The following is a 14582-nucleotide window of genomic DNA, read 5'->3' on the forward strand; positions in this document are numbered from 1 at the left end:
CCCGGTGCCGGTCTCGTGGACCGGCACCGGGCCTCCAGGGAGTGCTCTGGGCGGCTCCCGCTACGCGTGGAGCGCGGTGTTGAGCTGGATGCCCTCGCCCTGGCGCTGCAAGGCCTCGACCGCGCCGGTCAGGCTGTTGCGGCGGAACAGGACGTTCGGGGTGCCGGAGAGCTCGACGGCCTTGACCGTGCGCGGGGTGCCGTCGGGGTTCGGGGCCGCGCCGACGAGGACGACCTTCGTGCCGGCGGTGACGTAGAGGCCGGACTCGACCACGGAGTCGTCGCCGAGGGAGATGCCGAGGCCGGCGTTCGCCCCGAGGAGCGCGCGCTCGCCGAGGGAGACACGGTGCGTGCCACCGCCGGAGAGCGTGCCCATGATCGACGCGCCGCCGCCGATGTCGGTGCCGGCTCCGACGACGACGCCCTGCGAGATGCGGCCCTCGACCATCGCGTCGCCGAGGGTGCCGGCGTTGAAGTTCACGAAGCCCTCGTGCATGACGGTGGTGCCGGGTGCCAGGTGCGCGCCGAGCCGGACCCGGTTGGCGTCGCCGATGCGCACCCGGTCGGGGACGACGTAGTCGACGAGCCGGGGGAACTTGTCGATCGCGTGGACGGCGATGCCCGCGCGCTGCAGCGACGGTCGGAGCCGGGCGAGGTCGTCGGGGTGCACGGGGCCGGCGTTGGTCCACGCGACGATCGGCAGATGTGCGAAGACCCCGTCCAGGTTGACCTCGTTCGGGCGCACGTGCAGGTGGCTGAGCAGGTGCAGGCGGAGGTAGGCGTCCGGGGTGCTCGTCGGGGCGGCGTCGATGGTGACCTCGGTGGTGACGGCCTCGATCCGGACCCCGCGGCGGGTGTCCTCACCGAGGTGCTCGAGCAGCGCGAGCGGGAACTCGGCGTCGGCGGGGAGCTCGCCGAGGTGGGTTTCGGGGTACCAGGTGTCGAGTTCCGCGCCGTCGGCGGTGACGGTCGCGAGGCCGTGGCCCCAGGCGTGGGTCGGGCGGGCGGAGGCAGCGGTCGTGTCGGTCACCGGACCAGGGTAGCGAGGCGTCGGGCGGTAGGCTTCAGCGCATGCCGGAGCAGCTCGACCTCACCGCCTCGTCCATCGACATCACCCGCGCCATCTGCGACATCGAGTCGGTGTCGGGCAACGAAGCCGCACTCGCGGACGCGATCGAGGCGGTGCTCGCACCGCTGCCGCACCTCGAGGTCGTCCGCGACGGCGACGCGATCGTGGCGCGGACGCACCTCGGGCGGGACCGCCGGGTGGTCATCGCCGGGCACATCGACACCGTGCCGCTGAACAGCAACCTGCCGACCGAGTTCCGCACCGCCGAGGACGGCACCGAGATCCTCTGGGGTCGCGGCACCGTGGACATGAAGGCGGGGTGTGCCGTGCAGCTCAAGCTCGCGTACGACCTCACCGACCCCTCCGTCGACGTGACGTGGGTCTGGTACGACCACGAGGAGGTGTCGGACGCGCTGAACGGCCTCGGTCGGCTCGCCCGCACCCGTCCGGAACTGCTCGCGGCCGACTTCGCGATCCTCGGGGAGCCCTCGGGTGCCCAGATCGAGGGCGGCTGCAACGGCAACCTCCGCGCCGAGATCCGCACGTACGGCAAGCGGTCCCACAGTGCGCGCAGCTGGATCGGCGACAACGCCATCCACAAGACCGCGCCGATCCTCGCAACGCTGGCGGCCTACGAGCCCCGCACGGTCGAGGTCGACGGGCTCGAGTACCGCGAGGGCCTGAACGCCGTCGGGATCAGCGGCGGTATCGCCGGCAACATCATCCCCGACGAGGCGATGGTGCACGTCAACTACCGCTTCGCCCCCTCGCGCTCCGCGGACGAGGCCGTCGCGCACATCCGCGAGCTGTTCGACGGCTACCAGGTGGACATCGTCGACCTGGCAGCCGGTGCCCGCCCCGGGCTGGACGCCCCGCTCGCCCAGGACTTCGTCGCCGCGGTCGGTGGCCCCGAGCCCCGCCCGAAGTACGGCTGGACCGACGTCGCCCGGTTCTCCGCACTCGGCGTCCCGGCCGTCAACTACGGCCCGGGCGAGCCCGTCTTCGCGCACCACGACGACGAGCAGGTCCCCGTCGCGCAGATCACCGCGGTCGAGGACGGTCTCCGCCGGTGGCTGACGGCCTGACGACGGCCGGGGCGGGGTCCCCGGACACCGGGTCCTCGCCGACGCTGCCCGCGGGGCGCCGGTCGTCCGGCGGTCGCGGGTCCTCTGCGGCCGTCACCCGGTGGCGCGCGCGGTACCGGCTGGTGCCGTGGTGGGTCCGCATCACCGTCGTGTACGTCCTCGCGCGGGTCGTCACGGGCGCGATGATGGGTGTCTACGCCGCCATGGAGACGGCGAACTCCTTCACCGGGCAGCATCCGCGGTACCTGGCGTTCGCGTCGATCTGGGACGGCGCCTGGTACCGCGTGATCGCCACCGCCGGCTACCCCTCGACGCTCCCCGTCGACGCCGCCGGCCACGTCACCGAGAACGCGTGGGCGTTCATGCCGGCGTACCCGTTCCTGGTGCGGGCGCTGATGACCGTCTCCGGGGCGTCGTTCGAGCTCGTCGCCGTGTCGGTCTCGCTCGTCGCCGGGTGGGGCGCCGCCCTGGTCTTCCGACGGCTGATGGGACGCTTCCTCGACCCGACCCGCGCGACCTTCGCCACGGTGCTGTTCTGCGTCGCGCCGGTCTCGGCGATGTTCCAGGTCGCCTACGCCGAGTCGATGGGCCTGTTCCTGCTCCTCGTCGCCCTGCTGCTGCTGGTCGAGCGGCGCTTCTGGACGATGCTGCCCGTGGTGCTGCTGCTCGGGATGACCCGGCCGACCGGACTCGCCTTCGCGCTGCTGATGGGCGCCTTCGTCGTGGTCTGGGTCGCCCGGCCGGCCTGGCTCCGGCACGACCACCGCCCGACGGTCCGCCAACTCGTTCCGCCGGTCGTCGTCGCCGCGGTGTCCGGCGTCGTCGGGCTGGCGTGGCCGGCCATCGCCTGGGCCGTGACCGGTGTGCCGCGGGCGTACACGGACACCGAGCTCGCGTGGCGGTCCTCGTACATCGGGTGGAAGGACCTGGTCCCCTTCGCGCCGTGGGTGCAGGGCTTCGGGTGGTGGTTCCGCCAGCCGGCTGGCAGCGTCCTGTTGGTGGTCGTGTTGGTGGGGTTCGTCGCGTTCGTGGTCATGCCGGCGTCGCGGCGCCTCGGCCTCGAGCTGCGGCTGTGGGCAGTCGCCTACCTCGTGTACCTGCTCGCCGTGTTCTTCCCGCAGTCGAGCACATGGCGGATCCTGCTGCCCATCGCACCGCTGCTCGGGATCGTGGCGCTGCCGCGGTCGCGGCTGTACCGGGTCGTCATCGTGGTGCTCTTCCTGGTGCTGCAGTGGGTGTGGCTCGACTGGTGCTGGTGGGTCGACGGCTACGACTGGACCCCGCCGTGATCGACGCCCCGCGCGGGGTCCGCCCGGCCTGACGCCGGCGTCGACGTCGACGTCGACGTAGCGACCGCCGAGGTGCTGGTCGTGGTCGCGACTGCGTCCCCGACTCCGTCCTCGGGGCGCCACTGCGCCGCGGCGAGCACCATCGCGTTGACCGTCGCGATGAACGGCACCGCGAAGAACGCCCCGACGACCCCGGCGAGCGTGGTGCCCGCGACGACCCCGAGCGCGACACCGAGCGGGTGCACCTTCACCGCGCTGCCGGTGAGGAACGGGTGCAGCACGTGGCTCTCGATCTGCTGCACCACGACCACGATGCCCAGCATGAACAGCGCGGTCACCCACCCGTTGAAGACGAGCGCGACGACGACGGCCACGGTCCCGGCGACGATCGCACCGACCACGGGGACGAATGCGCCGAGGAAGACGATCACGGCGATGGGCACCGCGAGCGGGACCTGCAGCGCGAGCGCGCCGATCGCCACGCCGAGGGCGTCGGTCACGGCGACGATGAGCTGGACGCGGATGAAGCTGGTGAGGGTGTGCCAGCCGGCGTCACCGGCGACACCGATCCGCGCGCGGGCTCGGCGGGGGAACAGCCGGACGACCCAGCCCCAGATGCGGCGACCGTCGATGAGGACGAACAGGGTCGTGAAGACCACGATGAACAGGCCCTCGAGGACGTGCACCGCGCCGGACCCGGCGGCCTGGAACCCGGACAGGATCGACGAGGCGTGCGCCTGCAGGTAGTCGGTGCCCTTCGACACCCACGAGTTCACGTCATGCACGGTGATGCCGAACGGCTGGCTGTCGAGCAGGGTCTGCAGTGACAGGACGCTCCGGTGCAGGCGGTGTTCCAGTGACGGCAGGTCGTAGCGGATCTGCGCGGTGACGACGAGCGCGAGGGTCCCGATCGCCAGGACCAGGACCACCAGGCTCGAGAGCACCGCGGTCCACTTCGGCCAGCGGTGCCGCTGCAGGAACGCCGAGATCGGGGCGAGCAGCGCGCACAGCAGCAGCGCGATGAGGAACGGCACGACGATGTCCTGCAGCACCACGACGAGCGCGACGACCACGGCGAGTGCGGCGGCGACGATGAGCAGCCGCCAGGAGAACGACGCCGCGATCCGCAGGCCCACCGGGACGGCGTCGGGCCCCTCTGGACGGGCCTCCTGAGGGCTCGGACGAGGCGTGGAGCGGATGATCGGCACGCGCACAGGCTAGGAAGTCGAACCGCGAGAACGACCCGATCCAGGCCCCTCGACCTGGGCGGTTTCGCAGATGACCCCTCCGTACGGGATAATGGGCGCGCATGTACTGCGCGAAAGGGGACATCTGATGGCAGCCATGAAGCCGAGGACCGGTGACGGGCCGATGGAGGCTGTTAAGGAGGGTCGACTCATCATCGTGCGGGTTCCGCTCGAAGGAGGAGGCCGCCTGGTCGTCTCGGTCAACGACGCCGAGGCCAAGGAACTCCACGACGCACTCGCCGAGGTCGTCTCGGCCTAGAGAAGTCGACGCTCCACAGCACCACGGCACGACAAGCACCACGCACCACAAGCACCACACGCACCAAGCACCACGGAAGAGGCCCGGGACATCATCGTTCCGGGCCTCTTGTCGTCCGTCGCCGCCATGATGGAGCCGTGCCCCGACCCCGCCGCCCTGTCCGCCGCGTCGAGGAGTACATCGCCGACCCGATGCCCCGCGACGTCTGGCCAGCGACGCTCGCTCCGGTGGCACAGCTGCTCGACCACGGTCTCGACCTCGACACGGTGACGGTCTTCGTCGGGGAGAACGGCGCGGGGAAGTCCACGCTCGTCGAGGCGATCGCGCTGGCGTTCGGCATGGGCCCGGAGGGCGGATCGACCAAGTCCGGCCACAGCACCCGGCCGAGTGAGTCGCCGCTGTGGGAGCACCTCGCGCTGCACCGCGAGCCCGGGGCGCCGAAGAGCGGCTTCTTCCTGCGGGCAGAGACCATGCACGGCCTGTTCACGTTCCTCGAGCAGCACCCCGGTGCCCGTCCCGAGCCGGTCTTCCACGAGCGCAGCCACGGGGAGTCGTTCCTCGACTTCGTCATCGACCGGTCGCAGTGGCCCGGCCTCTGGATCCTCGACGAACCCGAGTCGGCGCTGTCCTTCCAGGGCTGCCTGGCGCTCATCGGGCTGTTGCAGGCCATCGTCGACGACGGCCTCGGGCAGGTGGTCCTGTCGACGCACTCGCCCGTGCTGGCGGCGTTCCCCGGCGCGACGATCCACGAGGTCGGCGAGTGGGGGCTCCGGCGCAGCGCCTGGGCCGACCTGGACCTGGTGCGGAACCAGCGGGCCTTCCTGACGGCGCCGGAGCAGTACCTGCGCCACCTCGACGGCGACGCCGACGGCACGCAGCCGCCGACGCGCTGACGAGCGGCAGTCGCCTACGCGGTGACCTTCGTCATCTGCAACAGTCCGTCACCGGCGGGCGACAGGCTGCTGATGACCGCTCCGGACGTGGAGACCTCGGTCAGGAGCAGCCGGAAGTCCGTCGTGGCACGGTCGCGCTTCACCGGGTCCGCGACGCGTCCGCGCCACAGGGCGTGGGGGACGAGCACCGTCCCGCCGAGGCGCGCGAGCCGCAGCCCGTGCTCGACGTACTCGATGACGTGTTCGGGGTCGGCGTCGACGAGGACGACGTCGTAGGAGGCCTCGTTCATCCGGGGGAGCACCTGGTTCGCACGGCCCGGGATCAGCCGGACACGTGAGGGGGCGGTGCCGGCGGCGATGAAGGCGTCACGCGCGTACTGCTGGTGGTCCACCTCGACGTCGATCGTCGTCAGCGTCGCCTTCGGCGCCCCGCCGAGCAGGTACAGCCCGGAGACGCCCAGACCGGTCCCGATCTCGATGATGCCCGTGGCCCGCGAGGCCGCCGCGATGACACCGATCTGCGCACCGATCGCCGGCGAGATCGCCTCGACGCCCAGCTCCAGGGAGTGTTCCCGCGCTCGGGCGATCGCCTCGGACTCGGAGACGATGTCCTCCGCGAACTTCCAGTTCGACTCTTTCTCTGACACGCACACTCCTCGGTGCACAACTCTAGGTGAGCGTGCGGTGTCAGGCGTTACGCTCGGTGCGTGTCCATCGACTTCAACAAGATCCTGATCATCGGGATCATCGCGGTGCTGCTGCTCGGACCGCAGCGCCTGCCGATGTACGCACAGAAGCTCGCGGAGTTCGTCAAGGCCGTCCGTCGGTTCGCCGACACCGCGAAGGACCGCATGCGCGACGAGATGGGTCCGGACTTCGACGACGTCGACTGGCAGAAGCTCGACCCGCGCCAGTACGACCCGCGGCGCATCATCCGCGACGCCCTCATCGACTCCGCCACCGGCTCCGGCATGGCCGACGCCGCCCCGACGCAGGTCACCGCCAGCAAGGTGCGCGCACCGTCCCCGGTGGTGCCGCTCGCCGCCGGCGAAGCCGCGCCCTTCGACGTCGAGGCCACCTGACGCGCGTCACCTGAGCACAGGACGGACAGGAGGCTCGGTGCCAGCTGGCACCGGGCCTCCTGTCCGCATCCGGGCCGCTACTTCAGGTCGGCGAGGAACCGGTCGGTCCAGGCCAGCGCAGCGGTGCCGCTGACGGAGCTGCACGTCGCCGACGCGGTGCTCGTCGGGGTGGCGCAGGGAGTGTCGCGGTCGAGCGACCAGGTGTGCACGCCGGCCAGCCCGTGCGACTTCGCGTACGTGGAGACCGTGTCGACGTCGGCGAGGGTGAAGACCTCGTCGGAGGCGTCGTTCACACCGAGCATCGGCGTGACCTCGATCTTCGCGGAGGCGATGCCGTACGTGTGCTGCAGGTTCGTGACGGCCTGGATCGTCGACTGGCCCATCTGGCAGGTCGAGCCGACGATGACGCAGTTCGCCGAGGTGGCCCGGCCGAAGTCCATCGTCATGAGGTTGACGGTGTAGTTCGTCAGGGTGGAGGCCTTGATCGCCTTCACGGTGACGTCACCGGTGCTGTTCAGCCCGCCGTACGAGCCGTCCGACGCCGCGAGGGTCGCCAGCGTGAACGAGAACCGCAGGCCCGGGTACTTCGCCTGTGCCAGTGCTGCCGCGTTCACGAGGTTCTGCACGTCGGCCGCGGACTGCCCGCTCTCGATGTCGAAGTCGACGCCGATCATGTGCGGGCTGGCGTAGCGGGCGATGAAGCTCTGCAGCGCGGTGCCGGAGCACTTGAACTGGCCGGCGGCTCCGCCCGTGCTGACGATGTAGTTCACCCCGGCTGCGTCGAGCTTCGGGATGTTGGCACTCGCGAAGGCGTCGGCGGCGACCCCGCCCCAGTTCTCGCTGCCGCAGGTGCCGGTCGCGAAGGCGAGCGTGATGGCCTTGAGTCCGGGCTCGCGCGTGGACACCAGGCTGTTGCTGGACCCGACGACCGGGATCCGGCTGCCGGTGACCGCGGTGTTCATCACGTTCGTGTTCCAGTCGAGGTTCACGGTGACGTCCTTGTACGGGCTGAAGACCAGGCCGCTCGCGGTGCCGGTGCTCCCGTTGCCGGGTGTCGTCGTCCCGCCGCCTGTGCCGCCACCACCGGTGCCGCCACCGCCCGTGCTGCCACCGGTGCACGCGCCCGTCGAGGTCCACGGCTGTCCGCTGCCGGTCGCTCCCGAGTGCGTCGCTGGCTCGTCGCCCTGCGTCCACCAGTTGGCGGTGTAGTTCGTGCCGTTCTCGCTGACCGAGGTGCCGCCGTTGTAGGTGGAGCTCGATGCCCACGGGGTGGCACACGTCGTCGCTGCCTGCGCGGTGACTGGTGCGGCGATGATCGTCCCGCCGACGATCGCTGCCACAGCGGCGCCGACGGCGCCGATCCTGATCCGGGTGGTCCTGTTCACGCGGTTCTCCTGTTCCTCGCCCGGCGTCGTTGCCGAGAGGGTGGAACTCCTGCGCCCTGATTCCGCAGGAGCATTGTGCAATTACCTTGCATAATGCTCGCGACCAGGGAGCAGCGTCTATGAGGGAACGTACAGGAAGCGCCGACCGGACGGGGCCGGGTCAGGAGGGGGAGAGCCCGAGCTTCCGACCCGCGAGGCCCCGGCCCATCGCCGTGACCCGGTCGGCGACGGCGACGAGTGCGGCCGCAGCCGGGTCCGACGGCGCACCGAGCACGACGGGGACGCCGGAGTCGCCGCCCTCGCGCAGGGGGACCGAGAGCGGCACGCTGCCGAGGACGGGGACGGGGACGTCCTGCCCGCGGGACAGCCGCCGTGCGGTCTCGTCCCCACCGCCCTCGCCGAAGAGGTGCAGCACGGAGCCGTCCGGCTGCACGAGCCCGGACATGTTCTCGATGACGCCGATGACCCGCTGGCCGGTCTGTCGAGCGACGATGCCGCTGCGCTCGGCGACGTCGGCCGCGGCGGCCTGGGGGGTGGTCACGACGAGGACCTCGGCGTGGGGGAGCAGCTGTCCGACGGAGATGGCAACGTCGCCGGTGCCCGGCGGCATGTCGAGCAGGAGCACGTCGAGGTCGCCGAACCACACGTCCGACAGGAACTGGTTCACCGTGCGGTGCAGCATCGGCCCGCGCCATGACACCGCGGTCGAGGCGTCGTCGACGAACATCCCGATCGAGATGACCTTCACGTCGTGGGCGACCGGCGGCAGGATCATGCTGTCGACCCGGGTGGGGCGGGGGGCGACGCCGTGCTCGTCGGTCAGGCCCATCAGCCCGGGCACGCTGAAACCGTGCACGTCGACGTCGACGACCCCGACCCGCATCCCGCGGCGGGCCAGCGCGACGGCCAGGTTGACCGTGACGGTGGACTTGCCGACGCCGCCCTTGCCGCTCGTGACCGCGATGACCCGGGTCAGCGAGTCCGGCGTGAACTGGACGCCCTGGGGCCGGCCCTCGCGGAGTCGCTCCGTCAGGGCGCGGCGAACGGCGGGGTCCATCACGGAGACGTCGACGTCCACGGTCGTCACGCCCGCGACGGAGCCGGCGGCGGCGCGGACGTCGCGCTCGATGGTGTCGGCGGCCGGGCACCCGACGATCGTGAGCTGCAGGTCGACCCGCACCGTGCCTCCTGGCCGGACGTCGACACCACGGATCATGTCGAGCTCCGTGACGGGCCGACGGATCTCGGGGTCGATCACGCGGCCGAGCGCGACGAGGACCGCGGCGCCGAGCGCTTCGTCGTCCACGGGGCGCGTGGCGTCAGCCACGGAGGTCCGCCGTGCGCTCCGGGTCACCGTCGTCGATGGCGTCGCGGCGGTCCAGCTCCTCGAGCAGGGACCGGAGCTCGGCGCGGATGAAGTCCTTCGAGGCCATGTCGCGCATCGCCAGGCGGAGTGCCACGACCTCGCGCGCCAGGTACTCGGTGTCGGCGAGGTTGCGTTCGGCGCGCTGGCGGTCCTGCTCGAACTGCACGCGGTCGCGGTCGTCCTGCCGGTTCTGCGCGAGCAGGATCAGCGGGGCGGCGTACGAGGCCTGCAGCGAGAGCACGAGCGTCAGGGCGGTGAAGCCGATCGCTGCCGAGTCGAACTGCAGTGCCTTCGGGGTGAGGATGTTCCAGGCCATCCACACCACGCAGAAGAGCGTCAGGCCGACCAGGAACCAGGGCGTTCCCATTGCACGTGCAATGCCTTCGGTCGCGCGACCGAAGGTGTCGCCGCGGCCGTTGCGCCGGCGTGTGGGGAGCACGCGCGTGCGCATGCCCTTCGGGGAGTCGAGCCGTTCGTCGGGCCGCTCTCGTCGGTTCTCATCCGTTCGTGCCACGGGTCGTCCTCCTTCCCGTCGTCATCGGGGTCCTGCGGCTGCGGGTCCGCAGCCGTGCGGGTTCACCGTCGCTCTGACTTCGCCAGTCGTCGGGCAGGACGTGGTCGAGCACGTCGTCGATCGTCACCACCCCGACCAGGCGGTGGGCGTCGTCGACCACGGGGACGGACACGAGGTTGTAGGTCGCCATGACGCGCGTGACCTCGGCGGCGCTGGCGTCCACGCGCACCGGTTCGGTCTGCTGGTCGATGAGCGTGCCGAGGCGTTCGTTCGGCGGGTAGCGCAGCATCCGCTGGAAGTGCACGAGCCCGAGGAACCGACCGGTCGGCGGCTCGTACGGGGGCAGCGTCACGCAGACGCTCGCGCCGAGGGCAGGCGCGAGCTCGTGCCGACGGATCAGGGCGAGGCCCTCGGCGACGGTGGCGTCCGCCGAGACGATCACGGGCTCGGTCGTCATGAGACCACCGGCCGTGTCGGGCTCGTACTCCAGGAGCATGCGGACGTCCTGCGCCTCTTCCGGCTCCATGAGCTGCAGGAGGGCCTCGCTCCGCTCGTCCGAGAGCTCGGCGAGCAGGTCGGCGGCGTCGTCGGGCTGCATCTGGTCGAGGACGTCGGCGGCGCGGGCGTCCTCGAGCGAGGACAGGATCTCGACGCGGTCCTGGTCGGGCATCTCCTCGAGCACGTCGGCGAGCCGGTCGTCGGGGAGCTCCTCGGCGACCTCGAGCCGCCGTTCGACGGGCAGGTCGAGCAGCGTCGACGCCAGGTCGGCGGCGACGAGGTCCGAGTACGCCGCGATGACGTGCTCGGCGGACTGCGACTCACCGGGGAGCTCGTCCTCGGTGACCTCGTTCCACGTCGCGAACGTGGTCGGGCCCTTGCCGAACGGGGACGGCGTGGTCTTGGGCTTGCGCAGGAACAGCTGCGCCACTTCCCAGTCGCCCTGCCCGCGGTCCTCGATCGCGATGTCCTCGATGGTGGCGCGGATGCGGTCACGGGTGATGAGGACCTTGCGCCCCAGCATCTCCGCGATGACCCGCACCTCGCCGCCGCGCTGGACGAAGCGACGCATGTTCACGAGGCCGGTGGTGATGACCTGCCCGGCACCGATCGAGGTGATGCGGCCGACCGACACGAAGATGCGGCGCTTGCCGGGGACCTCGACGATCAGCCCGACGACGTGCGGGGGGTCCGCCCGTCGGTAGACGACCAGGACGTCCCGGACCTTGCCGACGCGGTCGCCGGCGGGGTCGAAGACGGAGCACCCGGCCAGGCGGGCGACGAATACCTTCGTGGCGCTCACCCGACCAGCGTAGCCGTTCGCACGGGCCCTTCCCTGGCGGCTCTCGTGCGATCGCAAGGGGAACGGTGGAAGATCATTGTGTGAGCACTCAGAGCCCCTTCCGCGGCCGCACGGCGCAGGTCTTCCCCACGTTGCCCCGCGGCGACGTCCTCGGCACCTTCGACAGCTACCCGGACGCCCAGGCGGTGGTCGCGAAGCTCGCCGAGTCCGACTTCCCGGTGAACAAGCTCTCGATCGTCGGCAACGAGCTCAAGACCGTCGAGCGGGTCACCGGCAAGATGACCTACGGCCGCGCCGCCCTCGCAGGCGCCCTCTCCGGGCTCTGGCTCGGGTTCTTCTTCGGCATCGTCCTGACGCTGTTCTCGCCCACCGCGAGCGGCCTGATCTTCGCCGCCGCCCTGATCGGTGCCGCGTTCGGCGTGCTCTACGGCGTCGTCTCCTTCGCGATCACCAAGCGCCAGCGCGACTTCACCAGCGTGCACCAGGTGCTCGCCACGAACTACCAGATCATCGTCGACCCGCAGCTCGTCGGCCAGGCGCAGCGGATCCTCGGGCAGTTCGGGGCCACCCCGCACGCCGCGTGGAACCCCGGCCAGTCCTCCGGCGCCCCCTTCCAGGGGCGTCCGCCCCAGCAGCAGGCCCCCCAGCAGCAGCAGCAGCAGTGGCGACCGGGTCCGGACCAGGGCTCGCCCTACGGTGGGCACGCCACACCGCACAACCAGCCAGGAGGCTCGTCCCAGCCCGGACCGTCGGCTCCCGCCCCGGGGACCCAGCCGCAGTCGCAGCCGCGCTACGGCACCAACGACGGCCCGCGCTACGGCGAGGTGAGCCAGCCGGGTCAGCGCCCGCCGCAGCAGCCGGCCGCGCCGACCGCCGCCCCCGCCCCGCGTGCGGACGAGCCACCCCGCTACGGCGAGCGGGTCCCCGGTGCCACGCCTCCGGCCCCCACGTCGGACGATGCTCCCGAGCGACGTCAGGACGACGACCAGCGTTCCTGACGCTGACCACCACGAACACCGAACGGCCACGGAGCGTCGCCCGCTGAACAGGGGGTGGACTTTTCGTGGCCGTTCGTCGTCGCGGCGTGTGCCGCCGGTGTCAGAGGAGCTTCGAGAAGCAGACCGACAGGGGAGCGCCCTCGTAGGGGCCGAAGTTCGCGATGCGGGTGAAGCCCTCCCGCTCGTAGAACCGGATCGCCCGGGTCTGCGCAGGACCGGTCTCGAGCACGACGGCGGGCGACCCGAGGTCGAGCGCGGCTTCCTCGAGGCGGCGGAGGATGTCCGTCGCGACACCGGCGCCCCGGGACTCACGTCGGACGTACATCCGCTTGATCTCCGTGATGCCGTCGTCGACGAGTCGCAGACCGCCGCACCCGAGCGGGGTGCCGTCCTGGTCGCGGGCCACGAAGAACACCACCATGGACTCGGCGGTCGGCTTGCGCCCGGGTTCGGTGTCGCCCCCGTAGGTGCTGTCGATCTCGATGCGCTGGGCGGCACGCAGCCGCTGGGCGTCGGGCGAGTCGAAGTGCTCGACGTCGATCGTGACGCTCTGCGGGGTGACCTCGGGGGTGCTCACCCGTTCAGGCTAGCGCCGGAGCGGGCAATCCACCCCTCCACGTCCGAGGGGGTCCTGGGGATGCCGACCGACAGGTTCTCGGCCCCGTCGGCCGTCACCAGGACGTCGTCCTCGATGCGGACGCCGATGCCGCGGAACTCCTCGGGCACGGTGAGGTCGTCCTGCTGGAAGTACAGCCCGGGCTCGATCGTGAAGACCATGCCCTCCTGCACGACGCCGTCGATGTAGAGCTCACGTCGGGCCTTCGCGCAGTCGTGGACGTCGAGCCCGAGGTGGTGGCTCGTGCCGTGCACCATGTAGCGGCGGTGGAGCTGGTTGTCCGGCTGCAGGGACTCCTCGGCGGAGACGGGCAGGAAGCCCCACTCGGCGGTCTTCCGCGCGATGACCTCCATCGCGGTGGCGTGGACCTGGCGGAAGGTGATGCCGGGCTTCACGATCGCGAAGGCGGCGTCGGCGGCTTCGAGCACGGCGTCGTAGACCATGCGCTGCACGGGGGTGAACGTCCCGCTGACGGGCAGCGTGCGGGTGATGTCGGCGGTGTAGAACGAGTCGACTTCCACCCCGGCGTCGATGAGGATGAGGTCACCGGGCTGCACGGCGCCGTCGTTCCGCGTCCAGTGCAGGATGCACGCGTGGTGGCCCGAGGCCGCGATCGTGTCGTACCCGACCGTGTTGCCGTCGGCCCGTGCGCGGCGGTTGAAGGTGCCCTCGACGATGCGCTCGCCGCGGGGGTGCGCCAGCACGGCGTCGAAGTCGGCGATGACGTCTGCGAACCCGTGCTCGGTGGCGTCGACGGCCTTGCGGAGCTCGTTGACCTCGTACGCGTCCTTGACCAGGCGGAGTTCGGAGAGGTCGCGGGACAGGACGTCGTCCGTCGCGGCGACCCCGTCGGTCTCGCCGGCGCCACCGACGGGCGAGCCGAGGCGCAGGTCGAGCGAGCGGGTGAGCTCGACGTCGGCGTCACGGACGAGGAGCGCCGTGTCGTCGAGGGCGTCGAGGACGGCGGGGAGGTCCCCGAGGTCGGCGGTCGCCAGACCGAGGTCCGCCGCGACCTCGTCCAGGGAGGGACGCGGACCGACCCAGAACTCACCGATCTCGGGGTTGGCGTAGAACTCCTCGGAGTCGCGGCCGGCGGTGGCGCGGAAGTACACGGTGGCGTCGTGCCCGTCGTCGGTCGGCGTCATCACGAGCACGGAGCCGACGACGGTGTCGGTGCCCCAGCCGGTGAGGTGCGCGAACGTGGAGTGCGGGCGGAACGGGTAGTCGCAGTCGTTCGAGCGGACCTTGGCGGTGCCGGCGGGCACGACGACCGTGCGGCCGGGGTGCAGTTCGGAGACCCGGGCCCGCCGTGCGGCGGCGAAGGGCGCCTGCTCGCGCTGTGCGGGCACGGGGCGGTCGTGCTCGGCCCACTGGGACCCGATGAAGTCCTTGAACGTGGCGGATCCGGGAGTGGTGGAGCGGTTGCTCGTCGCGCGGGGAGTGGTGTCGGCCATGCCCCCATCATCGCATCGCGGTCGAC

At 71.3% G+C, this 14582-nt stretch carries 15 protein-coding genes; 6 read left to right on the forward strand and 9 right to left on the reverse strand.

The window, feature by feature from the left end:
* Positions 1-60 precede the first annotated feature (60 nt).
* On the reverse strand, positions 61-1029 hold the full coding sequence (gene dapD, locus ITJ54_RS12605) for a 2,3,4,5-tetrahydropyridine-2,6-dicarboxylate N-succinyltransferase (protein ID WP_194628822.1): 969 nt from the start codon (positions 1027-1029) through the stop codon (positions 61-63).
* Between the two features lie 41 nt (positions 1030-1070).
* Here dapD and dapE point away from each other — a divergent pair, with 41 nt between their 5' ends.
* Together dapE and ITJ54_RS12615 are read left to right on the forward strand one after the other, a co-directional pair.
* On the forward strand, positions 1071-2153 hold the full coding sequence (gene dapE, locus ITJ54_RS12610) for a succinyl-diaminopimelate desuccinylase (RefSeq protein ID WP_194628825.1): 1083 nt from the start codon (positions 1071-1073) through the stop codon (positions 2151-2153).
* A complete protein-coding gene (locus tag ITJ54_RS12615; protein WP_323741708.1) occupies positions 2138-3442 on the forward strand; it encodes a hypothetical protein in 1305 nt (434 codons plus the stop codon). The genes dapE and ITJ54_RS12615 overlap by 16 nt, the downstream gene beginning before the upstream one ends.
* Here ITJ54_RS12615 and ITJ54_RS12620 read toward each other — a convergent pair.
* Positions 3421-4650 (reverse strand): AI-2E family transporter, encoded by a 1230-nt coding sequence (locus ITJ54_RS12620; protein WP_194628828.1) that lies wholly within the window; start codon positions 4648-4650, stop codon positions 3421-3423. The two genes, ITJ54_RS12615 and ITJ54_RS12620, sit on opposite strands and share 22 nt — an antisense overlap.
* Before the next feature lie 127 nt (positions 4651-4777).
* On the opposite strand from ITJ54_RS12620, the gene ITJ54_RS12625 reads away from it, so the two are divergent.
* Positions 4778-4948, forward strand: a complete 171-nt coding sequence (locus ITJ54_RS12625; RefSeq protein ID WP_017887054.1) for a DUF3117 domain-containing protein — start codon at positions 4778-4780, stop codon at positions 4946-4948.
* Between the two features lie 137 nt (positions 4949-5085).
* On the forward strand, positions 5086-5841 hold the full coding sequence (locus tag ITJ54_RS12630; protein WP_323741709.1) for an AAA family ATPase: 756 nt from the start codon (positions 5086-5088) through the stop codon (positions 5839-5841).
* 14 nt (positions 5842-5855) lie between these two features.
* Here ITJ54_RS12630 and ITJ54_RS12635 read toward each other — a convergent pair whose 3' ends face one another.
* Positions 5856-6488, reverse strand: a complete 633-nt coding sequence (locus tag ITJ54_RS12635) for an O-methyltransferase (RefSeq protein WP_071271693.1) — start codon at positions 6486-6488, stop codon at positions 5856-5858.
* 60 nt (positions 6489-6548) lie between these two features.
* Here ITJ54_RS12635 and ITJ54_RS12640 point away from each other — a divergent pair, with 60 nt between their 5' ends.
* Positions 6549-6923: a twin-arginine translocase TatA/TatE family subunit gene (locus tag ITJ54_RS12640; RefSeq protein ID WP_194628830.1), complete on the forward strand. Its 375-nt coding sequence runs from the start codon at positions 6549-6551 to the stop codon at positions 6921-6923.
* A gap of 77 nt (positions 6924-7000) precedes the next feature.
* Here the strand turns inward: ITJ54_RS12640 and ITJ54_RS12645 are convergent, their stop codons facing one another.
* The 4 genes from ITJ54_RS12645 to ITJ54_RS12660 all read right to left on the reverse strand — a co-directional run bounded on the left by ITJ54_RS12645 (position 7001) and on the right by ITJ54_RS12660 (position 11488).
* Positions 7001-8308, reverse strand: coding sequence for a carbohydrate-binding protein (locus ITJ54_RS12645; protein WP_228509398.1), 1308 nt, complete (start codon positions 8306-8308; stop codon positions 7001-7003).
* Between the two features lie 160 nt (positions 8309-8468).
* Complete coding sequence (locus ITJ54_RS12650; protein WP_323741710.1) at positions 8469-9635, reverse strand: Mrp/NBP35 family ATP-binding protein; 1167 nt, start codon at positions 9633-9635, stop codon at positions 8469-8471.
* Positions 9628-10125, reverse strand: a complete 498-nt coding sequence (locus tag ITJ54_RS12655) for a DUF1003 domain-containing protein (protein ID WP_071272063.1) — start codon at positions 10123-10125, stop codon at positions 9628-9630. Before ITJ54_RS12655 ends, ITJ54_RS12650 begins: the two co-directional genes overlap by 8 nt.
* A gap of 46 nt (positions 10126-10171) precedes the next feature.
* Complete coding sequence (locus ITJ54_RS12660) at positions 10172-11488, reverse strand: magnesium transporter MgtE N-terminal domain-containing protein (RefSeq protein WP_194628832.1); 1317 nt, start codon at positions 11486-11488, stop codon at positions 10172-10174.
* 80 nt (positions 11489-11568) lie between these two features.
* Between ITJ54_RS12660 and ITJ54_RS12665 the strand changes: the two genes are divergently transcribed.
* Positions 11569-12486 carry a general stress protein gene (locus ITJ54_RS12665; protein WP_194628834.1) on the forward strand — a complete coding sequence of 306 codons (918 nt, stop codon included), beginning with the start codon at positions 11569-11571 and terminating at the stop codon, positions 12484-12486.
* Positions 12487-12586: 100 nt separating this feature from the next.
* On the opposite strand, the gene ITJ54_RS12670 is transcribed toward ITJ54_RS12665, so the two are convergent.
* Together ITJ54_RS12670 and ITJ54_RS12675 are read right to left on the reverse strand one after the other, a co-directional pair.
* On the reverse strand, positions 12587-13063 hold the full coding sequence (locus ITJ54_RS12670) for a GNAT family N-acetyltransferase (protein ID WP_194628836.1): 477 nt from the start codon (positions 13061-13063) through the stop codon (positions 12587-12589).
* Positions 13060-14556, reverse strand: coding sequence for an aminopeptidase P family protein (locus ITJ54_RS12675; protein ID WP_194628838.1), 1497 nt, complete (start codon positions 14554-14556; stop codon positions 13060-13062). The genes ITJ54_RS12670 and ITJ54_RS12675 overlap by 4 nt, the downstream gene beginning before the upstream one ends.
* Positions 14557-14582: the final 26 nt, after the last annotated feature.

The sequence above is a fragment of the Curtobacterium sp. VKM Ac-2865 genome (assembly GCF_015350905.1).
GTDB lineage: Bacteria > Actinomycetota > Actinomycetes > Actinomycetales > Microbacteriaceae > Curtobacterium.